The following is a 24,071-nucleotide window of genomic DNA, read 5'->3' as shown; positions in this document are numbered from 1 at the left end:
ATTGTCGTATGAGCGATCAGATTCGGAAATTTTTCTGCAACATTTGCAGTGGTCACACCAACCACTTTGTTCAGCGTGAATACACAAAGACCAGCGATAATGGCTATTGGACTAAAAATGAGTTGCTGATTATCGAATGCTGTGGTTGCGAGCATTCTGCATTGGTGAAACGAACACTTACTGAAGACGATATTGAGTATTTTGAGGACCCTACAACGGGCGAACAAGATAGTGAAGGGCATTGGAACGAAACCATTTATCCGCCTGTTACCTATCGAGACTTACCCAATTGGTTTGACGATCTACCCGATCCGACATTGCAAGAGATTTTGAGAGAGACATATAAGTCGCTTCAAACAGAATCTCATTATCTCGCAACGTTCGGATCTCGCACGTTACTCGATCGGCTGATTGTTCTCACAGTTGGTGACAAAGGAAACTTTCAAAGCGGTTTGAAAGCGCTTCGTGAGAGTGGCAAAATCTCGCAACACGAGCACGAAATCATTAAGCCAGTCGTTCAGGCTGGTAATGCCGCTGCACACCGAGGATGGGCGCCTAGCAAGGAACAACTAACAACAATATTGGATACAGTTGAAGGATTGATCCACAGACTGCTTGTTTTGCCAAAGCTAGCCGAAGAACTGGAAGAGGCAGTACCAGCCAGAGATGGTGAAGCCAAGAGAAAGAGCGTTCGAAGAATTCCCACGACACTTGAAAAAATTGAAGCGGCCCCAACAAACCTTCGCGAGCTGTATGACGCGCTTGATGTGAAATTGCGGAGTTTGGGGAATGACATCAAAATCAATCCGCAAAAACACTACATAGCTTACCGCCGGCGTCGAAACTTCGCGTCAGTGCAAATCTACAATCAAAAGCAGTTGTTGCGTGTTTATCTGAATGTCGAACCGGACACTGTGATTTTGGCAGAAGGATTTACACGAGACGTTCGACAAATAGGCCATTTCGGAACTGGTGATCTCGAAGTAACGATTGAATCCATGGCAGATTTGGAGCGGGCTGAAATGCTATTTGAAGATAGTTATTTTGCATCATAGCTTCGCCGCTGAATCGACATGATCTTTGATTTGCAGAATACAAACACCCTTTAGCTCGAAACTCACTCCACCAGCGCCACCACCCTTGCCGGCGCCGCGCTCGCCCCCACCAGCTTCAGCGGAAAAACACAAACCCTGAACCCGTTCGCCGGCAGGGCGGCGAGGTTCACGAGCTGCTCCATGTGCCAGTAGGGGCGCTGCTGGCCCACCCTGTGGCCTTCCCAGAAGAGGTCGTCGCGGTTTTCGGCCTTTGAGGTAGCGATCTGGTGGTGGAAGGGCAGGTCCCAGCCCCACTGATCGATGCCGCAGACCGTCACGCCCTTGTCGAGCAGCCAGTTGGTCGCCTCGGCGCCCATGCCGGTGCCGCGCTTCCAGTATTCCTTCGTTCCGATGAATGCATCGCGCCCGGTGCGGATGAGGACGATGGTGCCGGGGCCGATTTCACCGCCATTCGCCTCCAGCGCCGCGTCAAGGTCGGCGGGCAGAATCATCTCGCCGTCCTTCTTGTGGGTCATGTCCAAGACGATGCCGGGGCCGATGCACTGATCGAGCGGGATTTCCTCGATGGTCTGCGCGCGCTTGCCGCCGCTCGTCTCGCCATAGTGCCAGGGCGCATCGATATGGGTGGTGGCGTGCACGCCCATCTTCGTGATCGTATCGTCCGCCCAGCCGACGAAGTCCTTCGGCATCAGCCGGAAGGGCAGGCCGAGGATGCGCACCAGCAGCCGGCCGATGCGGTGCGGCTTGTGCCTGATCTTCACGCGCATGAAGGACGGATCGGCCGGGTTGAACTTGATCGGCTTCGAAAGATCGACAACCTTCATGCGGGCGCTCCTGCGATTGTGTTGGTCAGCGAACCGATGCGCTCGATGGTCAGCGTCAGCTCATCGCCGGGCTTCAGCCAGTTGTCGGTCTCCATGCCGCTGCCGCCGGGCAGCGTGCCGGAGCCGAAGAGTTCGCCCGGGTGCAGCTGCTCGCCGCGCGCCGCCCGGGCGATGCATTCGCCGAAGGAAAAGCGCATGCCGGCCGAATGGCATGTGGAAACCGTGCGCCCGTTGATCGAAACGGAGGCCGAAAGAGCATCGATATGCGGCAGGACCTCATCGGCCGTGACCACGACCGCCGAAATCGCATTGTTGAAATGCTTGGCCTTTTGCGGGCCGAAGCCCGACCCCATCTCCGCCCCCTGCACGTCGCGCGCGCTGAAATCGTTGAGCACGACGAAGCCGCCGATCGCCGCTTCCGCCTCCCTGGGGCTCGCATCCTTGAGCGGGTGGGCCAGCACCGCGCCGATCTCCAGCTCATAGTCCAGCGCCTTCGTATAGGCCGGCCAGGCGATCTCGTCGCCGTCGGTTGCGACATTCAGATGATTGCCAAAATAGTAGATCGGCTCCTTGTACCAGAGCGGCTTGGGGCGGAACTTCCTGAACGGCTTGCCGGTGATCTTCTCGACCAAGCTGGCAGTGCGGTAGGCGGCGGGCATGAAGCGCTTCACATAGGCGCGCGTGGCGTTGATGGCGTGTTCCTCATGCAGCATGAAATCGCGGAACGAGGCCGGCTGGAAGGGCAGGGTGACATGCCCGTCGGCGCGCGCCGGGCGGCCGTGGCTCTCGATCTCGGCGGCCAGCGCCGCCCAGCCCTTTTCGCCAAGCTGCAGCGCGGCGATCATGTCGGAGGCCGGATCGCCCGTCACGTCCGAAGCCTCGGCGATGGTGGCGAGCCGCAACAGGTCGGCAAGGCGCACCCAGTGCCCGTTGTTCTCGGCCTCGATCCTCGGCCCGTCGGCCGTGCGGACCCGTCTCAATCTCATGGGGAGCGCCTCCTGGTCTTCTCGCCAAGAGACTTAACCGACACCGTGTCGAACGCAAGGCCGGGGTGTGAATTGCGCCGGCGGATATTTGCGCCGCGCCGCCTCTTTCTTCGCGCCGTCGCCCGTGCCATGGTGCCGCTCGTCCGGCGTCCGCCGGCTTGCTTCAACCGACACGGAAAAGACCATGACCGACGGCCGCAACCGCAAACCCGCCATCCAGACCCGCACGGCCCAGGCGCTGCACTTCGTCGAGGACGAGACGGGCGCCGTGATCCCGGCCATCCAGCCGACGGCGACCTATGCGCGCGATCACAATTATTCGACCCGCAAGCCCTACTGGTACCGGCGCGACGGCAGCCAGACGACGCAGCAGGCTGAAAGCATCATCGCCGAGCTGGAGGGCGCGGGCGACACGCTTTTGTTCTCCTCCGGCATGTCGGCCTGTACGGCGGTCATCGAGAGCCTCGCCGCCGGCGCCCATGTGGTCGCGCCCGAAGTCATGTATCACGGCGTGCGCCAGCAGCTTCTCGCCTATGAGGAAAGGGGCCTTCTTGCCTTGAGCACCTATACGGCCGGCAATCTGGACGAGCTGGCCGCCGCCGTGCGGCCGGGCGAGACGGCGCTTTTATGGGTGGAAACGCCGAACAATCCCAACTGGGAGGTGACTGATATCGCCGCAGCCTCGAAGATCGCCCGCGCGGCCGGTGCGCGGCTGATCACCGACTGCACGGCAACGCCGCCTTCGATGACCCGCGCGCTGGAACACGGCGCCGATATCTCCTTCCACTCGGCCACCAAATTCCTAAACGGTCATTCGGATGTCACCGCCGGCGCGCTGTCGGTGCGCCAAGCCGATGCGGGTTTCGAGAAGATCGCAGAGATCCGCAAGCTGCAGGGCACGGTGCTGCAGTCCTTCGATGCCTGGCTGCTCATCCGCGGCATGCGCACGCTGTTCCTGCGGGTTGAAAGGGCGTCGCAAAATGCGCTCGCCATCGCCCGGCATTTCGAAGGCCACGAACATCTGGAGGCGGTGCTTTATCCGGGCCTTGCCTCCGATCCGGGACACGAAGTCGCCAACCGCCAGACCGATGGCCAGTTCGGCGCCATGCTGTCGCTGATCGTCAAGGGCAGCGAGCAGACGGCGATCGACGTCGCGCGCTTTTGCGAGGTGTTTTATCCGGCGACATCGCTGGGCGGCGTCGAGAGCCTGATCGAACACCGCAAGACAGTCTCCGGCGAAGGCTTTCCCGTGCATGAAAGGCTGCTGCGACTATCGATCGGCATCGAGGACGCGGACGACCTGATCCACGATCTCGAACAGGCGCTTTCCCGCGCCGCGCGCTGAGGATCGATCAGGGTAGAAGGACCTTCGCGTCCGGCCACGGGTCGAAATCGCCGTCACGCACCTTGCCGCCCATGAAGTCGGCAAATTCGCCGCCACTGATGCGGTTGCCGGTCACCTGGGCAAGCTCGGAGAATTCCTGCGCATAGGAAGCCGCGTCCTGGCCGGTGCCGGCAGCGATCTCGCCGGCAACACGGGGCATGAATTCGCGGGTCAGATAGCCCTCGACCTGCGTCCATTCGGCAAGGCCGCCGATGGTGCGCGGCAGCAGCGCTTCGAGATAGGCGAGTCTTTGCCCCAGCTTGCGGTGCAGGTAGCGGTTGCGCTCATTGACGAGCGTTTCGGCGGTTTCCGGGGCGTGTTTCACCATCAGCTCGAAATCGCGCGCCCGCATGACATCGCCGCCCTGCGGCACCGGCACCGCCGCGCCGTCCGTCACCAGGCCGAAATTCGCCGCTTCCGGTGCGTCGACGCCTGTTACGAAGCTGTGGAAGCTTTCCTCGTCATTGAGGATCTGCGCGATGCCCTCGAGCTCCCAGGCGATCTGACGCAGATAGAGCGCGGCGTTGCGCGTGGCGCGGATCTGGTTGGTATAGAAGGTCTCGGCATTGAAGGTCGGCGCATTCAGCCAACCTTCATGGGCGTTGTCCGTGGCGATCGCGCGAAAGCCTTCAAGCCGTTCCTCCATGCAGGCGGCCTGCCGGTCGAGCGTATCGGCGACATAGCTGTGATAAGGCCCGAAGGCGGCGCGCAGCTTCTCGATATACTCCGGTGTAATGCCCTCCGGCGTATCCGGCAGGCTCTCCTCGATATCGAGGGTGCGCAGGCCCGTATCGAGCATCAGCCCGCAGGGTCCGGCGCCGACCGGATCGAGATTCTCCAAGACGATGGAGACCTCGACTGGCCCGGTCATGCCGTGAAATTCGAGCGCGGCCTCCGTCAGGACGATGCGCGCCCGCGCCTGCTTGCCGGAAAAGGCGAGGCCGACGGGCAGGGCGACATCCAGCGTTTCCACAGTATCGCCGTGGAAGCTGAGCGGCGCGGTCATTTCGACCGGGCGGCTCGTTGCAAGCGGGCCGGAAAAGGCGAGGCTTTGCGAAAAAGCGACGGGCCGCGTGCCGTCCCGCTCGGCCCGGAAGGCCAGTCGCCGCGACAGCGTCATGGTGCGCCCGGCCGGCGCCAGACCATGCAGTTCAAGCGTCTCGGATAGGGCGATGCGGCGCGCGGCGGGCGGCATGCCCGAAAAGCGCAGCACGCCGGTTTCCACCTGGCGCGGCGCACGGTCGTCGCCATGGAATTCCAGCATGCTGTCGAAGGTCAGCCGCCGCACCACATGCGGCTTGCCGGAAAAGGCGAGGGCCTCTTCAAGTGCGATGGTGCGCGTCGCGACGGGCCGGCCGGGAAAGGCCAATGTCTCGGATAACAGGACCGTGCGCTTGATGTGCGGCTTGCCGCTGAAGGACAGGCTTTCCTCAGGAGCCACAACGCGTTGCGCGTTGTTCTTGCCCGAAAAGGCGAGCGCTTCCGCAAGGTCTATTGGACGGGCACCAAGGGATGCGCCGCGATAGACCAGCGTCGCATCAAGTTCGACGGTCCGTGCGCCACCCCTCGGCCCGGCAAAGGTCAGCGGGCTGGTCTCGACCGTTCGGCTGCGCTGTTGTCGCCCGTCAAAGGCCAGCGTTTGCGCGATCTCGATCGTCGCAACTATAGGCCGCGCGCCGGCGAACAGCAATTGTCCTGCGACGGTGACATCCCGTGTCGTCGCTGTGTTGCCCGAAAAAGCGAGCCGCTCCTGCAAGTCGACCGGCACGGGCTCGCCATTGCCGTCGATCTGGTAGTTGAGGCCGAGCCAGCCGATGGGCTGGTCCGCATCGTCATCGGCGCTGACGATGGTGATTGCGCCCGGCGACACCGAGGCGGTGAAGCTGCCCGTCGTCAGGCCGCCGCCCGCCGGCGCGAAGAGTGCCCGCCAGGTACCGCTGATCGAGCGGCAGCCATCGCCGATCCGTCCAAACAGAAGGTAATGCGGGCCGGGCCCCAGCCGTTCGACGGCGGGCAGATAGGTGTGTTCGGCCTGGAACGGATCGCCTGCCTGCGGCGTTTCGCCCGACGAGGCGAAGGTCCAGTTGGCCTCGACGCTGCCGTCGGAGGTTTTGTAGAGGCCGGAAAGGTCGCCAAGGCCCGCGCAGGTGTCTTCCTCCTGCGCTGCCGCCGGTGCGGCGAAGATCAGCGCGAGGGCAAGAAAGGCAAGCGCAGGCCGGCGGCTGTTCATTCCGATGCGGCGGCGCTCGTGTCAGTGGACGAATCGGCTGCCGGTTCGTTCAGCTTGTGGCGGATGAGGCCGAGCGCTTCGCTGTCTTTCTCCGTGCAGGCGGCGCGCAGCCATTCCACCTCGTGGCGGCAGGCGCTGCGGTCGCGGCCAAAGGCCGTCGTCGGGCCGTAAAGCTCGGAATCGATGCGCTCGACGCCGCGGTCGGTCTTCACGTTGAACGACATCTCGCAGACGATCTCGGTCGTATCGTCCGGATCCCAGTAATCGCGCACGGAAAGCGCCATCTCGACAATGCCGTCATAATCGTCGGTGCCGAGATCGCCCGAGGAAGCGCGCGCTGGCGTCGCCTGCTCGCCGCCATAGACATAATCCGGCGAATAGGCCTCGCAATGCACGTAGGAACCGGTGATATCCTTGTGCAGATTATCGAATTTCACCGGCACCTTGATGATGAAATCGGGCTGTTCGTCCGAGGAGGCGTCCTGCGCCAGTGCGCCGGTGCCGAATACGCCCAGACAGACGGCGGACAATACAGTCAGGAAACGAAATCGCATTACAGCACTCCTCGGTCTTCGCCATGATTGCCGGGGCTTCATCCGCGATCCGTCCTGTCCTGCCGCCCGTTCGACAACAACCAAAACGCACCCGCCCCGGGTGGACAATCCTGTCCGCAAAAACTGTAGCGGCCCGCCAAACGCGCTGTCAATTAAAGCGGCGCCGGGTGTGACATTTCGGTTAACTCCCGAACGGCTCCAGACTATTGTTCGACAAGATTGGCCGACTGCACCAGATTGTGCGGTGCCGTTTGACTGAGTCCAGGAGCAACATGCCGCCCATAAACATCAATCCCGACCGCCTTCTGGGCGATCTTCAGAAACTTCGGTCCTTCGGCGCCAGGCAGAGCGGCGTTGTGCGCCCCGCCTTTTCCGAGGCCGATATTGCGGCGCGCGAATGGCTCGCGGGTCGCATGAGGGAGGCGGGGCTTGAGCCCGTCTTCGATCCCGCCGGTAATCTCTTCGGTGTGCCGCAAACGGATAGGCCCTGCATCCTGTCGGGCTCGCACAGCGATTCACAGCCTGAGGGCGGTTGGCTCGACGGCGCTTACGGCGTGATCGCCGCGCTGGAAGTGGCGCGCGCATCCGCAGAAACGGGCGGACCGCCTGTCGCCGTCGTCTCCTTCCAGGACGAGGAAGGCCGGTTCGGCGCGCTGACCGGCAGCCGCATCTGGACCGGCGCCCTGCCGCTCGATGAGGCCGACGGGATCACGGATCTGGAGGGCCGCAGCTTTGCCGAGGCGCGGGCGGCCATGGCCGGCCTGTGCGTTGCGGGCTTCATTCAACCCGGGCGGTTTTCCGGCTTCATCGAGGCGCATATCGAGCAGGGCCCGGTTCTTGACGATGCGGCAGAATCGATCGGCGTGGTGAACGCCATTGTCGGCATCCGCAGCCTGCAGATGCGGTTCACCGGCCATCAAAACCATGCCGGCACCACGCCGATGGCGGTGCGTCGCGACGCCTTTCAGGGCCTTGCCGCATTCACCGGGGCGATCAACCGGGATTTTGCCGATGTGGTGACGCCCGCGACCGTCTGGACCATCGGTCACGTCGCGCTGCAGCCCAACGCTTCGTCCATCGTTCCGGGGCAGGCGGATTTTACCGTGCAGTGGCGCGACGGCAGCGCCGACCGGCTCGACCATATGGAGGCCATTATTCGCGAAACCGCCATGCGCCTTTGCGATGACCGGGGTCTTCAACTGGACATCTCGAACCCCGTCGCAGTGCCGCCGACAGAAATGGACGCGACCTTGCGTGCGCGTCTCGAGCGAGCCGCTGAAACGACCGCGCCGGGTGCCTGGCGGATCATGCCCTCCGGTGCCCTGCATGATGCCGCCAATGTCGCGCGGCTGATGCCGGCGGCGATGCTCTTCGTGCCTTCGATCGGCGGCGTCAGCCACAATTTTTCCGAGGATACGCACAAACACGATCTGGTCCGCGGCGCCGAGGTGCTGGCGCGGGCAATCGCTGAATGAATCAAACGCCTTACGGCGATTCCGGCCGCCGAGGGACGACCTGACCAAAACCGTTCAAGCAATCCTTCGGCCAATTTTTTCACCCGCCCATCGGAATAATTCCGGCGGCACGCACGTCCTTTTCCCAATGCGACAATCGATCGCAGAGGAGGAGGAGATACGCATGAGTGACGATACTGGCGGGCCGAGGGGGCTCCATGAATATTTCGAGCGGGACCCTGAAGGGGCTGATGCAGCATTTTTCGGCAGGAAGACAAATTCGGACAGGCGCGGATTTCTGAGGGGCGCGGGCCTTGCGACCATGGGCGCGATGGTGGGAGCGGCGATCCCGTTCCACCGCAACATGCCGGCCGGCTTGGTTCCGGCGGCTTTTGCCAGCGATGATGTGCTTGTGGGCAAGGACGGGCTGACGCTGCTCAATGACCGGCCGATCAACGCCGAGACGCCGCCGCATCTGCTTGACGATCCGATCACGCCGACAGCGCGTCACTTCATCCGCAACAACGGCCATCCGCCTGAGGATGTCGGTGCGGATAGCTGGACGCTGACCGTTGACGGACTTGTCGACAATCCGATGACCATGACGATCGCCGAGCTTCGCGAGAAATTCGAGAACCACACCATGGCGCTGACCATCGAATGCGGCGGCAATGGCCGCGCCGCCTTCGACCCGCCCGCCAAGGGCAACCAGTGGACGCTCGGCGCCGTCGGCTGCTCCGACTGGACGGGCGTGCGGCTGAAGGACGTGCTCGATGCCGCCGGCGTCAAGGACAATGTCGTCTATACCGCCCATGTCGGCGCCGACAGCCATCTGTCCGGCAATCCCGACAAGCTGCCGATCTCGCGCGGCATGCCGATCGAAAAGGCGATGACCGACAATGTGCTCATCGCCTGGGCGCAGAATGGCGCGCCCATCCATCCGAACAACGGCGCGCCGCTGCGCTTGGTGGTGCCGGGCTGGCCGGGCTCCGTCTCCCACAAATGGCTGAAGCGCATCTACCTGCGCGACATCATCCATGACGGACCGAAGATGACCGGCACCTCTTACAGGGTTCCCAACCGGCCCGTCGCGCCGGGCGAGAAGGTCGAGAAAGAGGATTTCGAGATCATCGAGCGCATGCCGGTGAAATCGCTGATCACTGCGCCGCAGACCGGCACGGCCTCCGGCATGAAGGCCGAAGTGCGCGGCCACGCATGGTCGGGCGACCGCAAGGTCACGCGGCTCGATGTCTCGATCGATTTCGGCGCCACCTGGCAGCAGGCCGATCTCGACGATCCGGTCAATGACGGCGCCTGGCAGAACTGGCGCACGACCGTCACTTTCCCGCAGGCCGGCTATTACGAGGTCTGGGCGCGCGCAACGGATGATTCCGGCGAGCAGCAGCCCTTCGCGCTGGCGTGGAATCCCAAGGGATACCTCAACAACACCATGCACCGCGTCGCGCTGACCGTCAGCTAACCGGTCCTCATCAACATTGACCGCGCATGCGTGGCGGATTTATCTGCCACGCAGCCGCGCTTTCCTTGGAGAACACCATGAACCGTGTCTTCAGACACTTGCTCTGCGTCCTTTTCCTTGTCGGCTTTGCCGGGGCTGCCCAGGCAGGATCGGCGGATGACGATTACGAATTCGGTGTCCTGTTCAACGATACCGGCGTCGAGGAGACCTTTATCTACTGCGCAGCCTGCCATTCCGAGCGCATCATCGCCCAGCAGGGTCTGACCCGCGAAGGCTGGATCGAACTGCTGGAATGGATGGTGCTTGACCAGGAGATGGAGGAAATCGAGGAGCCGGACTACACGCTCATCATCGATTATCTTGCCAAGAACTACGGCGTCGACCGGCCGAATTTTCCATCAAATTGAAGCGCGTCAAACCTGCGTACAGGGCGGTGCGTTCAGGATGCCGCTGGCCTCGGCGATCTGCATCTTTCCGGATGGATCGGCTGAAGCCTTCGTCAGCAGTTCCACATAGTCGGCAATCGATCCGAAACGGCCCGCATCCATTCCGCTGGCAATGATGCTGATGTCGGAACTGCCGGCCAGCCAGTGGCGGAAATTGCCGTCCGCGGCCGGCGCTGCCTCTGCACTCACCGGCTGCACGGACGCACCGTAACGGATGGTCAGCCGGCAGCCGCGCAGGCCGCGATAGTGAAGCACCGCCTGCGCGGATGGCGTTCCCTGATCCAGCACATGGTGGTCGACCAGATAAAGACGCCAGGCTTGCAGATCGGGTATCGGAATATCGGCGATCGTGCCGAATGAGACGAAAAGCGGCTGGTCGCCCTGATCGACAACATATTCCTGTCCGGAGAAACGGTCATGCCAGGCGGCGATCGATTGTGGCTGGCCCGTTGTTTCGCCGCCGGGCCAGAAAACCACGGCGCCGGCGAGCAGAACCGCGGCAATCGATGCAGCGATCGCCCAGCGCCCGGTGCCCGAACTGTCCTGATTGCCGAGGGCCGGCAATTCCGGAGCATCAGCGCCGAGGCCAGCCAGCTTGCGCTTGATCGAGACGATTTCGTCATAGGCGGTGCGCATCCCGGGATGACTGTCTATGCGAGCCCGCCATTCGCGCGCCGTGTCATCGTCGAGTTCGCCGTCCGCGAGCGCGTTCAGATATTCGAAATCCTTTTCAGAAAGCCTGCTCAATTCCCGTTCTTTCCACGTCGTTTGAGCGGGCGCACCGGAGATTCCTGGAGTTTCCTGACCATCTCCGCCCGCGCCCTGCTGACCCTGCTCATCACCGTTCCCTTTGCAACGCCAAGCGTCTCCGCGGCTTCCGCGTATTTGAAACCCATGACATCGATCAGAAACAGGATTTCGCGATGCTCCGGCGTCAGCAATTCGAACGCATTGCGAACGATCAACCGGTCGACTGCGTCGAACCCGGCGCCGTCCGCTTCGCTGGATAGACGTTCCTGAACCGCGGAATATTCCTGCCTGACTTTGTTTTTACGCAAATTGTCGATGTAGAGATTGTGCAGGGTTCTGAATGCGTAGCGCTTTGACATCGTGCTGTCTTCCAGCAAACCCGGCCGTTCCAGCATGCGCGCAAGGGTCTCCTGCACGAGATCTTCAGCAATGTCCGGGTCGCGCGTCATCGCCAGCGCGTAGGCTTTCAGTTCAACTGAAAGCCGCGCCGTCGGATCGCGCCGTCTCAGAAACCGCGATAGCACTGCGACACCCTCCCTGGCGGACGCAAAACGCCCGCGAGCCAACCATAGGCGAAACGGCCGCTCGGGTTCAATGTTCCGATCGCTTCGTAGAAGGGTTATCCGCCAGTGTGTTCATCCGGCCACCATTTAAAACGCAAACAGGCGCCGCCGGATCGACCGGCCACGTCTTCGCTTTGCAGTGATCAGACGTCGGTACTTGGCCGGATTGTATCAGTTGTGTCTATTTGGTAGTGTTTCAACCGAGAATAGTTCTATTGTGGGGGAATGTCATGAGTAGAACTGCCGCAATATACTCAGCTGTGCACTTGCAGATCGCCGCTGACGGAATAGAACTCAAGAATACTCAAAAACTCAGCGACAATACCGACGTATACAAAGATAAATCGGCCGTTCAGCTTTTTCTGCATGCCGTAGCCAATCGTCTGCGATCCGATGCGCCTCCCCTGAATTTCAACTGGACGGACCTGGATCCTGCGCAGGCAGGGTCAATGGATCTGGTTGTGCTCATCGCGCATATCGAAGCGCACACCGAATTCCTGGATGAAGATTGATGGCGGACCGAGAATTCAGAATTGTTGCCACGCCTCTTGTAACAGGTGATATGACGGTCCACGCGGCGGTTTCCCACCTGCGAGATACGGATAACAGCAATCTGGTTCTCCAGTTGCCCGGGCAAATATCGCCCTACAGATACTCCGCCTACAGTCTCGAAAACCTGACGCGAAGTGACGTTGACGTGTATCTGCCGTTGCGCAGCATACACGGCAGAATGGTAAGGCCCTTGGGCAGAAGGTCACGCGCAGCCAGCGTCCTCGGCCTTCGGCCCGGTGATGAGATTGGCAGTATTCTGAATTACGGATCAGGGATCGGCCCGCATGAGATACTTGCGGTCACCAGCCCTGATTTCAAACGGCTGTATTCCGTGCTTCCGACAACATACGAATGCAAGAGGTGTGGAAGAGTCTACTATGGAACGAAGTGTGGACGATGTATCGCGTAATGTGTGATGGTATTTAGGCAGTACAAATGTTCGGCCAAATTCTGGATAAAGTGGATTCATGGCTGGGGCGTTCGTTTCTTCTCGTCCGTTTTTTCCCTTGGCTTTTGTTTTTTGCGGCGAATCTCATATTCGCATCATTCGAATTCGAACCCGTAAGAAAATATCTGCTCGATTACTACGAATCGGCAGGCTCGGCCAGCAAGGTCGTCGACACGGTGCTTGCCATCGGCGCGATCGCCGTTGTCGCCTTCACTGTTTCTCCTGCCATCCGGGCGATAACAAAGCTTATAGAGGGTGAAAATCTCTGGTGGCCTATTCGTGCGTCCATGCTCCTCAATCAGAGGCTTCGATACGACAGCTTCATCTCCGAGAGGCAGGAATTGCTGAACGCGCGTGCCCGCCTTCCGGCGACCGGCGAAATAAAGAAAAGGCTGTGGGAGGCAAGCCTGCTTGGAGAAGCACTCGAGAAGATCACCGATGCGCGCGCGATAGACGAGGCGGAAAAGCAGATAAAGTCCATCAAGATGCTCCGGCTTATGAATATGCGTGTGCCGGTCAAGGAGTTTCGAAGCGCCGTCATCAGTCTGGAACGGGCTCTGAGCCGCAATTGCGCCCATCCCGGTCGCCTGCGCGGAAACTCTGATTCACGCAATCCCAGGGTCGAGATGGCCGATATCGCCCAATCGGAGAGGTTGAGCGGACTGTATTCAGATATGATGGATAAGCTTGCGCCCTATGTGCAGGACATTGCCCAATCGCGTGAACTGCGCATGTTCAAGAAACATGAAAGCGAGTTTGCAAAGGCGGAGCTGGCGCCCACGCGCTTTGGAAATCACGTCGCGGCGCTGCGTAGCTATTGCGATACGCGATATGGATTCGATTTTGATTTCTTCTGGCCGCGTCTGCGTCTGGTGATCGCCGACGATACGATCAAATCCAGCCTGGACGCGGCCAAGACACAGGTCGACTATTCGGTGCTTTGTCTGGCGCTGACGCTGCTCTTTATCCTCAATTGGCTGCTGATTCTGGCATTTGCCGGGGAAGAACTGCATCTGCTGTTCGTGCTCGCCGCGCTGGGACCGCCAGCGGTGCTCTTTTGGCTTTGGATGGTCCGGGAAAGTTATTCGGACTATTCCAACCTGGTCCGCAGCGCGATCGATATCTGCCGTTTCGACCTTCTCAAGGCGTTGCGGCGTCCGCTGCCGAAATCCACCGAGGAAGAAATAGAAACCTGGCATCAGACGGCGCGGCTTCTTCTGTTCGATGAGCACCACGAAAACGCGACACTGGAGCATCCATGACCTGGCTCCGGCGATTTCACCGGACGGTTCTTCTGCTTTTGGTCGCGTTGTTTCGCGGAGTGCCGTATGTCTGCTTTGTGCTGGCGGTGCTCGCCGCCGGTTACTTTGTGCAGCAACGCACGGCGGAACCACCGCCCGTGGCGGCGCGCGATCTGCACCCCAACCATCCTATTGTTGCCGGCGATCTCCAGACAGGTTCGATGGAAAATCTGGTCGGCAAATACACAAAATACGCCATCGCCGCCGGAAAACCGGTTGTCGCCGCCGATGTCTCGGACCGTCCGCTCTTGCCGGACATCGCCCACAAGCTGTTTGCGTCCGTATCGATGCGTGCCGATCTCGTCAGCAGCCTTTCGCTGGGTGTCGGAATGCCCGTGCAGATTTGCACACAGACGCAAAAATACGGCCTGCCGGGACCGATCCTGGCTGTGAATTGCGACCGTCGGTTTTGCACGATTATTGTCGATGTCACTCAGACTTCACCGGACGTAAGGGCCGATGAGCTGAAAAAGGCCTGGTTGGTAAGGCACCCCTTTTTTTGTGTGACCGACCGGTAGCCTGGCGGACCGTTCTAATACCCCGCGCGCAGGTCGTGGCCCGCCGATTGCAGGCGCTGGAAGGCTGCCTCTTCCTCGCGGTCCAATCCGCCATTCATGAGATTGTCCTGCTCGAACGGATCGGCTGCCAGGTCGTATAAAGCATCGCCCTGTTCGTCGAGATGGAGATATTTCCAGCGGCCGTCGCGGATCGCCCAGCCGTTCGGGTTCGGCCGGTTGCCCCGTCTTGAACCCGGCGCGTCGCCGAACAGTTCGGTATAAACATAGTCCCGCGCAGCGGAGCCGCTCTCCTCAAGCAGCGGTGCGAAGCTGATGCTGTCTTCGGGGCGTTCGGGCGCGGAACCCAGATCGATGCCGGCGAGCTGCGCGATGGTTGCGAAGAGATCGGTTGAATTGACCAGCGCCTCCTCGCGCGCGCCGCGCCGTGTCACGCCCTTGCCGGCGACGATCAGCGGCACATGCGTGCCGCCCTCATAGAGACTGGCCTTGGCGCGCCGGCGCTCGAATGGCGCCTGCACCGTCTGGTTCGGCGTGCCGTTGTCGCCGATGAAGATGACAACCGTGTTTTCGCGTTCGGCCTTCGGCATGCTGTCCAGCAGCCGGCCCATTTCGGTGTCCATGGCTTCCAGCGCCGCGAAATAATAGTCGAGGGCACGGGCCCGTATGTCCTGTCTCTCGCCCGTGAGCCCGGCCACGGAATGCAGTTCCTGCGGCGGAACGTGAAGCGGCAGATGCGGTGCCACATAGGCAAGCCAGAGGAACCAGGGGCGGCTGCCCTGGGCGGCGATCCAGGCGATGGCGTCATCCGTCATCGCCGTCGTCACGTAGCGGTTGACCTCTTCGGTGTCTCCATTCACCGTTCGGGGCCAGTTGAAATAGTCTTCAAGCGTGCCCTCGATCACACCGGCATAGTAGCCGACGCCGGCGCGCCGCGGGTGGTCGGCTCCGCCATTGTTCTCATTGGAAAGATGCCATTTGCCGATGACGCCATGTGCGTAAGGGTCCTGCGCATAGGCATCGAGATACTGAAACAGCGTGGTCTCTGACGGCTTGAGGGCATTGTCTGAGCGTCGGCCCACCGCCGTGCCGACACCGGTGCGGAAACCGTAGCGCCCCGTCATGATCGTGGCCCGCGTCGGCGAGCACATCGGCGCCGCGTAGAAATTGTCGAAGACAACGCCTTCGCGGCACAACTGCTCGAGATTGGGCATTGCCGGCTTCCACGCACCCACATCGTAGCAGGGACTGGCATCGAGACCCATGTCGTCCGCGATAATCAGAAGGATGTTCGGCGCGGCGCGCGCCGGCCCTTGCGTGCCTGGCAGCAGGACAAGGCAAACCAGCGCGGTCAGTGCAAGAAGGGGCAGTCTCGATATCATCACGTTTCTCCGCTACAAAAGGCTCTTGGCGCTACCCCTTTGAAACGGTTGTGGAAATTACGCTCCTATTTAACGTCCCACATATGGATGTTGACGGCGTTGACCCGTGTCCATTGCACCGTCAGGTCATCCGCCTGCAGCTCCGTGACATGGCCGAGCATGCTCCGGTCGTCTGCAAGGAAATGGATGTGATAGGGCACTTCCAGCACGGTGTTGAGATAGCCGGGCGCACGCAGTCCGACCAGCGTGGCCGGTACATTGTTGGCGGTGTATTTCTGCGTTCCGATTGTTGCCGCCTTCTGGCTGTCGCCGGCATCGATCTGGGCAAGGATCTCGCCATTGGGGACAGGGCCGGTGAGCTGGTATTCGACGAAATTCAGCGTCGCCGAGATACGGAAGAGATAGACGAAAGCCTCCGTATCGCCGAACTGGCCATCCAGGATGGTTTGCAGCGCCTCCAGGTTGACTGTCGTCGAGACTTCGTACTTCTGGTCCGGCACGAACGTCGCGACAACGCCTGACGGTGTGATTTCCTCTGTAAGTTCGCGCGGCGTCGGATCGGTCGGATCGGCGACCCAGTATTCGCGGTCGATGCCGATCACTTCGCCGGCGCCGTTTTCCAGCGTGCCGATGGCAGTGTTGCCGTAGGTCTTCAGGTCGGACCAGCGGAAGTCCAGCCGCTCGCCGGTAATGTCGAACATGAACGGCAGTTCCGGGCCGAATACGAAGAGCGTCGTCCGCGCGCCGATGGACGAAACTTCCGGATCATGGGCAACTGCATTGCAGGAGGCTGCGAACAGCAGGGCAGCACAGATCGCGGCCCTGACCGCCTTGCGGCTGTGGCGGCTCTGGCTGATCGGGATCGTCATGGGGTGAAGTTCTCCGGTTCCTGTCCCATCATGCGCGCTCATCATGAGTCGGGCAAGCGCTGTTTGGCCGGTTCAGCCCACTTTGTGCACCGCACTTGAATTGTCGGCGTCCCGCTCGATATTGACAAGCTCTGTGCGGACCGGAAAAGTCGGCCGACACAGCAGATGGGGGAGGGCGCGTGACGCAGCAGGGCCGGAAGATACTCGTACTGTTTGCCCATCCGGGTCAGCGCTATTCGCGGGCGAATGCGGAATTGGCGCAGGTCGCGCGGCGAACCCCGGGCGTGACCTTTGTCGATCTTTATGCCGAGTATCCGCGCTTCAAGATCAATGTCGAACTGGAGCAGCAGCGCCTGCTTGACCATGATGTGATCGTGTTCCAGTTCCCGCTGTTCTGGTATTCGACGCCGGCACTGCTCAAGGAATGGCAGGACCTCGTGCTCGAATACGGTTTCGCCTATGGCGAGGGCGGTGTGATGATTGCCGGCAAACTGTTCGTGCCGGTGGTGACCACCGGCGGTCCCGAGGATTTCTATCGGGTGGGCGCACGCAACAATTTTCCGCTGCGCGACCTGCTGGCGCCGATCGAACAGACGGCCAATCTGTGCGGTTTGCGCTTCGTGCCGCCCTATACGCTCTACGCGGCGCTCAGGGCGGCGGGTAGCGAACGGCTTGCCACGCATGTCGAGGGCTATGGCCGCTTTCTGCAGGCGCTGCGTGACGACCGGCTCGATCTCGATGCGGCCGATGGTCTCCCGGTGCTGACCGCCGATACGCTGCCGATCATCGAGGAGGCGCAATCGTGACCGGACTGCTGTTCCAGGCCTTTGTCTATCTGTGCGCCGCCGTGATTGCCGTTCCCATCGCCAAACGCCTGGGTCTCGGATCGGTGCTCGGCTATCTGATCGCCGGCATCGTCATCGGCCCGGCGCTCGGCCTTGTCGGCGATACGGAGAGCATTCAGCACATTGCCGAATTCGGTGTCGTGATGATGCTGTTCCTCGTCGGGCTCGAGCTTGAGCCGCGCACCCTTTGGACCATGCGCAACCGGCTGCTCGGCCTTGGCGGTCTGCAGGTGGGCCTCACCACTGTCCTGGTCATGGCGGGCGGAATGGCCTTCGGTCTTTCCTGGACGGTCGCGCTGGCGATCGGTTTGGTCTTTTCCCTGTCGTCCACGGCGATCGTGCTGCAGACGCTTAACGAGAAGGGCCTGATGAAGAGCGATGGCGGCCAGTCGAGTTTCTCGGTGCTGCTGTTCCAGGACATCGCCGTCATTCCGATGCTGGCCTTGATCCCGCTGCTGGCCTTGCCGGAACTGGCCCATCATGGTGCTGAAACCCATGGTCATGGCGGCCACGGCGCCGAGCTCAGCCTGATCGAGGGCCTTTCCGGCTGGCAGGTCGCGATCGTCAATGTCGCGGCGATCGCCGCCGTGATCGCCGGCGGGCACTATCTGTCGCGGCCCCTGTTCCGTTTCATTGCCTCCGCGAAACTGCGCGAGATCTTCACCGCCGCCGCCCTGCTGCTCGTTGTCGCCATTGCGTTCCTGATGACGCTGGTCGGACTGTCGCCGGCGCTCGGCACCTTCCTTGCCGGCGTCGTGCTTGCCAACAGCGAATTCCGGCACGAGCTTGAGAGCGATATCGAGCCCTTCAAGGGCCTGTTGCTCGGCCTGTTCTTCATCACCGTCGGCGCCGGCATCAATTTCGCCCTGCTGTCAGAGAACGCGCTCCTCGTCATCGGCCTCACCATCGGCCTGATGGCGTTGAAGGCGGCCGTCCTGCTGGCGCTGTCCTTCATGTTCCGTCTGCGCGGCGCCGATCAGTGGCTGTTGGTATTGTCGCTTGCCCAGGCCGGCGAGTTCGGTTTCGTGCTGCTTTCGTTTTCGGTGCAGAATTCGGTGATACCGGCGGACCTGTCCGATCTGCTGCTGCTTGTCGTGGCGCTGTCGATGCTTCTGACGCCGGCGCTGTTCATCTTCTTCGACAAGGTGGTCCTGCCGCGCCTCGACAAGGAACAGGGCAGGGCGGCCGACGACATAGACGAGAAGGGCGCGGCCATTATCTGCGGCATCGGCCGGTTCGGCCAGGTGATCAACCGTGTGCTCAAGGGCAATGGTTACAAGACGGTGGTGCTTGATCTGAGCGCCGACATGGTCGACGGGTTCAACCGCTTCGGCATCCGCACCTTCTATGGCGATGCCTCCCGCCCGGATCTGCTCCATTCGGCAGGGCTCGAGGAAGCGGGCCTGCTCGTCGTGGCGATCGACGACATGGACCGGGCCGTGGAAATCGTCAAGCATGCGCGGCGCGAGCGTCCGGACCTGCACATCGTCGCCCGTGCCCGCGACCGGCACTATGTCTACGAACTCTACAAGGCCGGCGCCGATGATATCGTGCGCGAGACCTTCGACAGCGCGGTGCGCGCCGCCCGCTATTCGCTGGAGGCCTTCGGTGTGCATCCGCATGAAGTCGAGAAGCTGATCACCGTCTTCGTCGAACGCGATCGCGATGGCATCCGCAGGCTGGCGCGCCTCTTCGATCCGGATGTTCCGGTTTTCGAGAATGAGCCCTATATGAAACTGGCGCGGGAGATCGAGAAGGAGACAGAGGATGCCCTGTCGGACAATCCCTCGGTCCATGATCGGGTCAAGCGCGCCTGGTTGCCGCCCGGCAGCAAGCCGGATGACGAATAGCATTCGTAAATCATGTGCTTTGCGAAATTGTCGCAAGCCATTGAATTTGCCACATCCTCATCATATTTGCGCGCTCTAAGCGCAAATATCATCGGTGCGTCCGGCACGGAGCCGGGCGCGGACCGAATACTAGGAGCATCAAAAATGAAAAAACTGACTCTGGCTCTGCTGTTCGCCGCAGCGGTGGGCGCCACACCGACATCGGCGTCCGAACTGATCAAGATCGGCCAGCTCGGCTGTTCCGTCGCCGACGCCGGCAATCACATCCTCGTTTCCTACAAGACCCTTGGATGTGAATACACCTCGATCAACGGATCGACTGAGCTCTATGACGGATCGGTGGAAAAATTCGGCATCGATCTCGGCAAGGCGGACCGGACGGATCTCGTCTGGTGGGTGCTGGCGCCGAGCCGCAGCGTGCCCCAGGGCGCCCTGAACGGCACTTATGTCGGCGCATCCGCCGAAGCCACCGTCGGTGTCGGCGCTGGAGCCAATATCCTGGTCGGCGGTTTCGAGAACTCGATTTCCCTGCAGCCGGTCAATGTCCAGTTGCAAACCGGCCTCAACATCGCCGCCGGCGTATCGCGTTTCACGCTCGAGGCGACGAACTGATTTGATGCCGCTTGCCGGAATGCCGCGGTCAGCCCCGCGGTTTTCCGGCGACGGCCCCTGAGGCCAATCCACGGCCCAAGGGCCTTTCGTCATGCCGGTTGCCAAATTTTGGGGCGACCAGGCCGGTATCTTTGCGGACACGCATTCGAACCGATTTCCCGAGCTTGCCGCTCGGTTTATTCTCTTTGGCCGTCTGGCTCCCTGTCTTTGGATGCGCTGGTCCTCCCCCGACCCGTTTGCGTTATGTATATGAAAATTCGATCGGCGCGCGACATACTCTGGAATCGTAAAAAGATATAATATAGAAGACTCGCCGAAGGCGTTGTTTTTCAGGCAATCGGGGGTTCATAAATGGGCGGAGACAGGCACGATGTGGAGCGGTCGCCCCATGTGTCCGATGAAATCCGCAAGACCACCTGCTACATGTGCGCCTGCCGTTGCGGCATCAATGTGCATCTGAGAAAAGGCCCCGACGGCCAGCCCAAAGTCAGCTATATCGAGGGCAACCGCGACCATCCGATCAATCGCGGCGTGCTGTGCGCCAAGGGTTCGGCCGGCATCATGCAGCATTATTCGCCGGCGCGGCTCAACAAGCCGCTGTTGCGCACCGGTGAACGCGGCAGCGGCGAATTCAGGGAAATCGAGTGGACGGAAGCACTGGCGCTCGCCACGGAGTGGCTGGGCGAGGTACGCGAGCGCGACCCGAAGAAACTGGCCTTCTTCACCGGCCGCGATCAGAGCCAGTCGCTGACCGGCTGGTGGGCGCAGCAATTCGGGACACCGAACTTTGCTGCTCATGGCGGTTTCTGTTCTGTCAACATGGCCGCGGGCGGCATTTACACCTTCGGCGGCGCATTCTGGGAATTCGGCTCGCCCGACTGGGAAAAGACCGAGCTCTTCATGATCTTCGGCGTTGCCGAGGACCACGATTCCAATCCGATCAAGATGGGCCTCGGCCGTCTCAAGGAACGCGGTGTCAAGGTGATCGGCGTCAACCCGGTTCGTACCGGCTACAACGCGGTCGCAGATGAATGGGTCGGCATCACGCCCGGAACGGACGGCCTTTTCGTCCTGGCGCTGGTGCACGAACTCCTCAAGGCGGGCAAGGTCGATCTCGACTATCTCATCCGTTACACCAACGCGCCCTGGCTGGTTATCGAGGATGAGGGCGCTGCCGATCACGGTCTGATCGCGCGCAACGAGGCCGGCGAGCCGCTGGTTTTCGACCGGCAGAAGAAGGAATGCCGTTCGTCCCGGCTGACAGGCTTGAAACCGGCGCTGAAGGGCGCGGTCACCTTGCCCGACGGACGCAGTGCGCGCCCGGTCTTCGAGCTGCTGGCGCGGAAATATCTGAGCGAAGAATACGCGCCCGAGGTGGTTGCCAGCGAAACCGGCGTTTCAGCTGAGCAGATCCGCCGGCTGGCGGGCGAAATTGCCGACGCGGCATTCGACCGGGAAGTGATCGTCGAGCAGCCCTGGACGGACATGAAGGGCGAGCGCCACGAAAAGATGATCGGACGTCCCGTTTCCTTTCACGCCATGCGCGGCATCTCCGCCCACTCAAACGGTTTCCAGACCTGCCGCGCACTGCACCTTCTGCAGATCCTGATCGGCTCCATCGATTGTCCGGGCGGGTTCCGTTTCAAGCCTCCCTATCCGAGGCCGATCGACGGGCAGCCGAAGCCGCATGGCGGCTGCAAGCCGGGCGAGCCGCTGCCGGGTCCGCATCTCGGCTTCCTGCGCGGTCCGGATGAACTGCTTCTGGAGGATGACGGCATCACGCCGCAGCGCATCGATCACGCTTTCAGCTGGGACGCGCCGATGTCCTCGCACGGCCTCATGCACATGGTCATATCCAATGCCCATGCCGGCGATCCTTACCCGGTCGACGTGCTCTTCATGTACATGGCCAACATGTCGTGGAATTCGTCGATGAATTCCGGCGGGGTCATGAAAATGCTCTCCGACAAGGATGCCGACGGCAATTACCGTATCCCGAAGATCATCTATTGCGACGCCTATAATTCCGAAATGGTGGCCTATGCCGATCTGGTCCTGCCGGATACCACCTATCTGGAGCGGCACGACTGTATTTCGCTTCTCGACCGGCCGATTTCGGAACCGGAGGCGCTGGCGGATTCCATCCGTTGGCCGGTGGTCGATCCGGCGACGCAAGGCGAGGGCCGCGATGTGCGCGGCTTCCAGTCGGTGCTCCTCGATCTCGGCGCGCGGCTGGGGCTTCCCGGCATGGTCAAGGAAGACGGCACGCCGCTCTACGCCGATTATGCCGACTATATGGTCAACCATCAGCGGCGTCCGGGCGTCGGTCCGCTTGCCGGCTGGCGCGGCAAGAACGGCGGCAGCCATGGCCGCGGCGATCCCAATCCGGGCCAGATCAACCGCTATATCGAGAACGGCGGCTTCTTCGAGGCGCATGTCCCGGAAGAGGCGCAGTATTTCAAACACGCCAACCGGGCATGGTCCGACTGGGCCATCGAAATGGGCCTGCAGGACGGTGCGGTGGAGAATGTCTTCCAGCTCTACCTGGAGCCGCTGCGCAAGTTCCAGCTTGCGGCTGAAGGTCACGGCGAGCGCCAGCCGCCGGACAGCCACCGCGAACGCATCAAGGCGACCTTCGATCCGCTGCCCGTCTGGTATGCGCCGTTCGAGGGGGAGGGGATATCGAAGGACGAATTCCCCTACCACGCCATCACTCAGCGCCCGGCGGCCATGTACCATTCCTGGGGCTCGCAAAACGCCTGGTTGCGGCAGATCCATGGCTCCAATCCGCTCTATGTGCCGGGCCCCATCTGCGACGAGGCGGGGCTGAAGGACGGCGACTGGGCCTGGGTTGTCTCCCATCACGGCCGCATCAAGGTGCCGGTGCGGCGCATGGAGGCGGTCAATGGAAAGACCCTGTGGACGTGGAACGCCATCGGCAAGCGCTCCGGTGCCTGGAACCTCGATGAGAATGCACCGGAAGCGAAAAAAGGCTTCCTGCTCAACCATTTGATTCATGAATTGCTGCCGCCGAAACCAGACGGTCTGCGCTGGTCGAATTCCGACCCGATCACCGGGCAGGCAGCATGGTTCGATCTTCGGGTCCGCATCGAGAAGGCGGAGCCGGAGGAGCACCCTGTTTCGCTGCCGCAGTTCCCGGCGCAGGAGGACGCGCTTGCCGCGCCGCCTTCCGTGCTCGCTTACGGCGAGGAATGGGAGGCCAAGAAGTGACCAGCCTGCCATCGTCAACCGACAAGGCGCTTGGCCTCGTCATCGATCTCGATACCTGCGTCGGCTGCCATGCCTGCGTCGTCAGTTGCAAGGAGTGGAACACGGGTGGCTATGGCGCGCCGCTTGGCGATCTCGACCCCTATGGAGCTGAACCCGTGGGCGCGTTTCTCAACCGCATCCACACATTCGAGGTCAGTCCCGACGACGCGCCGGCCTCGATCGTTCATTTCCCGAAATCCTGCCTCCACTGCGCCGACGCGCCCTGTGTCACCGTCTGCCCCACAGGGGCAAGCTACAAGCGCTCCGAGGACGGCATCGTGCTGGTCGACGAGGACATGTGCATCGGTTGCGGCCTGTGTGCGTGGGCCTGTCCCTATGGCGCCCGCGAGATGGATCCGGTCGAGAACGTCATGAAAAAATGCACGCTCTGCGTCGACCGCATCTACAATGAGAACATTCCCGAAATCGACCGCGAGCCGGCATGCGTGCGCACCTGTCCCGCCGGTGCCCGCCATTTCGGCGACTTTTCCGATCCCGAATCCGATGTCTCGCGTCTTGTCGCCGAACGTGGCGGGATGGATCTCATGCCGGAAATGGGAACGGCGCCGGTCAACAAATACCTGCCGCCGCGGCCGAAGACTCGGCCAAATGCAGCGGCGCCGGCTGCATCGCAAGGCGAGCCCGCGCCCGATGGCTTCCTCGGCTGGCTCGACCGGGCCCTGGAAAGGTTGGGTTAGTCG

At 61.5% G+C, this 24,071-nt stretch carries 21 protein-coding genes; 13 read left to right on the top strand and 8 right to left on the bottom strand.

Annotation, left to right across the window (positions count from 1 at the left end; translation table 11 throughout):
* Positions 1-8 precede the first annotated feature (8 nt).
* A complete protein-coding gene (locus OOZ53_RS12315; RefSeq protein WP_271089863.1) occupies positions 9-1,055 on the top strand; it encodes a DUF5655 domain-containing protein in 1,047 nt (348 codons plus the stop codon).
* Between the two features lie 62 nt (positions 1,056-1,117).
* On the opposite strand, the gene OOZ53_RS12310 is transcribed toward OOZ53_RS12315, so the two are convergent.
* Together OOZ53_RS12310 and OOZ53_RS12305 are read right to left on the bottom strand one after the other, a co-directional pair.
* Entirely contained in the window at positions 1,118-1,879 is a 762-nt protein-coding gene (locus OOZ53_RS12310; protein WP_271089862.1) for a cyclase family protein, read from the bottom strand.
* Entirely contained in the window at positions 1,876-2,865 is a 990-nt protein-coding gene (locus OOZ53_RS12305) for a fumarylacetoacetate hydrolase family protein (RefSeq protein WP_271089861.1), read from the bottom strand. The genes OOZ53_RS12310 and OOZ53_RS12305 overlap by 4 nt, the downstream gene beginning before the upstream one ends.
* A 184-nt stretch (positions 2,866-3,049) precedes the next feature.
* Between OOZ53_RS12305 and OOZ53_RS12300 the strand changes: the two genes are divergently transcribed.
* Positions 3,050-4,210 (top strand): trans-sulfuration enzyme family protein, encoded by a 1,161-nt coding sequence (locus OOZ53_RS12300; RefSeq protein ID WP_271089860.1) that lies wholly within the window; start codon positions 3,050-3,052, stop codon positions 4,208-4,210.
* Positions 4,211-4,217: 7 nt separating this feature from the next.
* Here the strand turns inward: OOZ53_RS12300 and OOZ53_RS12295 are convergent, their stop codons facing one another.
* Complete coding sequence (locus OOZ53_RS12295) at positions 4,218-6,479, bottom strand: hypothetical protein (protein WP_271089859.1); 2,262 nt, start codon at positions 6,477-6,479, stop codon at positions 4,218-4,220.
* A complete protein-coding gene (locus OOZ53_RS12290; RefSeq protein ID WP_271089858.1) occupies positions 6,476-7,033 on the bottom strand; it encodes a hypothetical protein in 558 nt (185 codons plus the stop codon). Before OOZ53_RS12290 ends, OOZ53_RS12295 begins: the two co-directional genes overlap by 4 nt.
* Before the next feature lie 272 nt (positions 7,034-7,305).
* Here OOZ53_RS12290 and OOZ53_RS12285 point away from each other — a divergent pair, with 272 nt between their 5' ends.
* From OOZ53_RS12285 to OOZ53_RS12275, 3 genes are all read left to right on the top strand, one after another.
* Positions 7,306-8,508, top strand: a complete 1,203-nt coding sequence (locus tag OOZ53_RS12285) for a hydantoinase/carbamoylase family amidase (protein ID WP_271089857.1) — start codon at positions 7,306-7,308, stop codon at positions 8,506-8,508.
* 163 nt (positions 8,509-8,671) lie between these two features.
* Positions 8,672-9,967 (top strand): sulfite oxidase, encoded by a 1,296-nt coding sequence (locus OOZ53_RS12280; protein ID WP_271089856.1) that lies wholly within the window; start codon positions 8,672-8,674, stop codon positions 9,965-9,967.
* Positions 9,968-10,044: 77 nt separating this feature from the next.
* Positions 10,045-10,374: a hypothetical protein gene (locus OOZ53_RS12275; RefSeq protein WP_271089855.1), complete on the top strand. Its 330-nt coding sequence runs from the start codon at positions 10,045-10,047 to the stop codon at positions 10,372-10,374.
* A gap of 6 nt (positions 10,375-10,380) precedes the next feature.
* Here OOZ53_RS12275 and OOZ53_RS12270 read toward each other — a convergent pair whose 3' ends face one another.
* Positions 10,381-11,160, bottom strand: a complete 780-nt coding sequence (locus OOZ53_RS12270; RefSeq protein WP_271089854.1) for an anti-sigma factor family protein — start codon at positions 11,158-11,160, stop codon at positions 10,381-10,383.
* On the bottom strand, positions 11,157-11,687 hold the full coding sequence (locus OOZ53_RS12265; protein ID WP_271089853.1) for a sigma-70 family RNA polymerase sigma factor: 531 nt from the start codon (positions 11,685-11,687) through the stop codon (positions 11,157-11,159). The genes OOZ53_RS12270 and OOZ53_RS12265 overlap by 4 nt, the downstream gene beginning before the upstream one ends.
* A 269-nt stretch (positions 11,688-11,956) precedes the next feature.
* Here OOZ53_RS12265 and OOZ53_RS12260 point away from each other — a divergent pair, with 269 nt between their 5' ends.
* The 3 genes from OOZ53_RS12260 to OOZ53_RS12250 all read left to right on the top strand — a co-directional run bounded on the left by OOZ53_RS12260 (position 11,957) and on the right by OOZ53_RS12250 (position 14,545).
* Positions 11,957-12,238: a hypothetical protein gene (locus OOZ53_RS12260; RefSeq protein WP_271089851.1), complete on the top strand. Its 282-nt coding sequence runs from the start codon at positions 11,957-11,959 to the stop codon at positions 12,236-12,238.
* Positions 12,239-12,713: 475 nt separating this feature from the next.
* Positions 12,714-13,988: a hypothetical protein gene (locus tag OOZ53_RS12255; RefSeq protein ID WP_271089850.1), complete on the top strand. Its 1,275-nt coding sequence runs from the start codon at positions 12,714-12,716 to the stop codon at positions 13,986-13,988.
* Positions 13,985-14,545: an SAF domain-containing protein gene (locus tag OOZ53_RS12250; protein WP_271089849.1), complete on the top strand. Its 561-nt coding sequence runs from the start codon at positions 13,985-13,987 to the stop codon at positions 14,543-14,545. The genes OOZ53_RS12255 and OOZ53_RS12250 overlap by 4 nt, the downstream gene beginning before the upstream one ends.
* 14 nt (positions 14,546-14,559) lie before the next feature.
* Here OOZ53_RS12250 and OOZ53_RS12245 read toward each other — a convergent pair whose 3' ends face one another.
* Together OOZ53_RS12245 and OOZ53_RS12240 are read right to left on the bottom strand one after the other, a co-directional pair.
* On the bottom strand, positions 14,560-15,924 hold the full coding sequence (locus tag OOZ53_RS12245) for a sulfatase-like hydrolase/transferase (protein ID WP_271089848.1): 1,365 nt from the start codon (positions 15,922-15,924) through the stop codon (positions 14,560-14,562).
* Positions 15,925-15,989: 65 nt separating this feature from the next.
* Positions 15,990-16,793, bottom strand: a complete 804-nt coding sequence (locus tag OOZ53_RS12240) for an acetolactate decarboxylase (RefSeq protein WP_271089847.1) — start codon at positions 16,791-16,793, stop codon at positions 15,990-15,992.
* Positions 16,794-16,972: 179 nt separating this feature from the next.
* Between OOZ53_RS12240 and OOZ53_RS12235 the strand changes: the two genes are divergently transcribed.
* From OOZ53_RS12235 to OOZ53_RS12215, 5 genes are all read left to right on the top strand, one after another.
* On the top strand, positions 16,973-17,599 hold the full coding sequence (locus OOZ53_RS12235; RefSeq protein WP_271089846.1) for an NAD(P)H-dependent oxidoreductase: 627 nt from the start codon (positions 16,973-16,975) through the stop codon (positions 17,597-17,599).
* Positions 17,596-19,488, top strand: coding sequence for a monovalent cation:proton antiporter-2 (CPA2) family protein (locus tag OOZ53_RS12230; RefSeq protein ID WP_271089845.1), 1,893 nt, complete (start codon positions 17,596-17,598; stop codon positions 19,486-19,488). Before OOZ53_RS12235 ends, OOZ53_RS12230 begins: the two co-directional genes overlap by 4 nt.
* Before the next feature lie 144 nt (positions 19,489-19,632).
* Positions 19,633-20,100, top strand: coding sequence for a DUF992 domain-containing protein (locus OOZ53_RS12225; RefSeq protein WP_271089844.1), 468 nt, complete (start codon positions 19,633-19,635; stop codon positions 20,098-20,100).
* Positions 20,101-20,451: 351 nt separating this feature from the next.
* On the top strand, positions 20,452-23,331 hold the full coding sequence (locus OOZ53_RS12220; protein ID WP_271089843.1) for a molybdopterin oxidoreductase family protein: 2,880 nt from the start codon (positions 20,452-20,454) through the stop codon (positions 23,329-23,331).
* Positions 23,328-24,068: a 4Fe-4S dicluster domain-containing protein gene (locus tag OOZ53_RS12215; RefSeq protein ID WP_271089842.1), complete on the top strand. Its 741-nt coding sequence runs from the start codon at positions 23,328-23,330 to the stop codon at positions 24,066-24,068. The genes OOZ53_RS12220 and OOZ53_RS12215 overlap by 4 nt, the downstream gene beginning before the upstream one ends.
* The last annotated feature ends 3 nt before the right edge of the window (positions 24,069-24,071 follow it).

Origin of the sequence: Allohoeflea poritis (genome assembly GCF_027889715.1) — a bacterium.
GTDB classification, from domain to species: Bacteria; Pseudomonadota; Alphaproteobacteria; order Rhizobiales; family Rhizobiaceae; genus Hoeflea_A; species Hoeflea_A poritis.
This window is presented reverse-complemented; position numbering and strand designations above follow the sequence as displayed.

Coding starts and splice junctions, on each gene's coding strand:
- OOZ53_RS12305 (WP_271089861.1), bottom strand. CDS start 2,865: ATGAGATTGAGACGGGTCCGCACGGCCGACGGGCCGAGGATCGAGGCC.
- OOZ53_RS12225 (WP_271089844.1), top strand. CDS start 19,633: ATGAAAAAACTGACTCTGGCTCTGCTGTTCGCCGCAGCGGTGGGCGCC.
- OOZ53_RS12250 (WP_271089849.1), top strand. CDS start 13,985: ATGACCTGGCTCCGGCGATTTCACCGGACGGTTCTTCTGCTTTTGGTC.
- OOZ53_RS12295 (WP_271089859.1), bottom strand. CDS start 6,479: ATGAACAGCCGCCGGCCTGCGCTTGCCTTTCTTGCCCTCGCGCTGATC.
- OOZ53_RS12310 (WP_271089862.1), bottom strand. CDS start 1,879: ATGAAGGTTGTCGATCTTTCGAAGCCGATCAAGTTCAACCCGGCCGAT.
- OOZ53_RS12280 (WP_271089856.1), top strand. CDS start 8,672: ATGAGTGACGATACTGGCGGGCCGAGGGGGCTCCATGAATATTTCGAG.
- OOZ53_RS12220 (WP_271089843.1), top strand. CDS start 20,452: ATGGGCGGAGACAGGCACGATGTGGAGCGGTCGCCCCATGTGTCCGAT.
- OOZ53_RS12245 (WP_271089848.1), bottom strand. CDS start 15,924: ATGATATCGAGACTGCCCCTTCTTGCACTGACCGCGCTGGTTTGCCTT.
- OOZ53_RS12290 (WP_271089858.1), bottom strand. CDS start 7,033: ATGCGATTTCGTTTCCTGACTGTATTGTCCGCCGTCTGTCTGGGCGTA.
- OOZ53_RS12315 (WP_271089863.1), top strand. CDS start 9: ATGAGCGATCAGATTCGGAAATTTTTCTGCAACATTTGCAGTGGTCAC.
- OOZ53_RS12285 (WP_271089857.1), top strand. CDS start 7,306: ATGCCGCCCATAAACATCAATCCCGACCGCCTTCTGGGCGATCTTCAG.
- OOZ53_RS12240 (WP_271089847.1), bottom strand. CDS start 16,793: ATGACGATCCCGATCAGCCAGAGCCGCCACAGCCGCAAGGCGGTCAGG.
- OOZ53_RS12300 (WP_271089860.1), top strand. CDS start 3,050: ATGACCGACGGCCGCAACCGCAAACCCGCCATCCAGACCCGCACGGCC.
- OOZ53_RS12255 (WP_271089850.1), top strand. CDS start 12,714: ATGTTCGGCCAAATTCTGGATAAAGTGGATTCATGGCTGGGGCGTTCG.
- OOZ53_RS12275 (WP_271089855.1), top strand. CDS start 10,045: ATGAACCGTGTCTTCAGACACTTGCTCTGCGTCCTTTTCCTTGTCGGC.
- OOZ53_RS12260 (WP_271089851.1), top strand. CDS start 11,957: ATGAGTAGAACTGCCGCAATATACTCAGCTGTGCACTTGCAGATCGCC.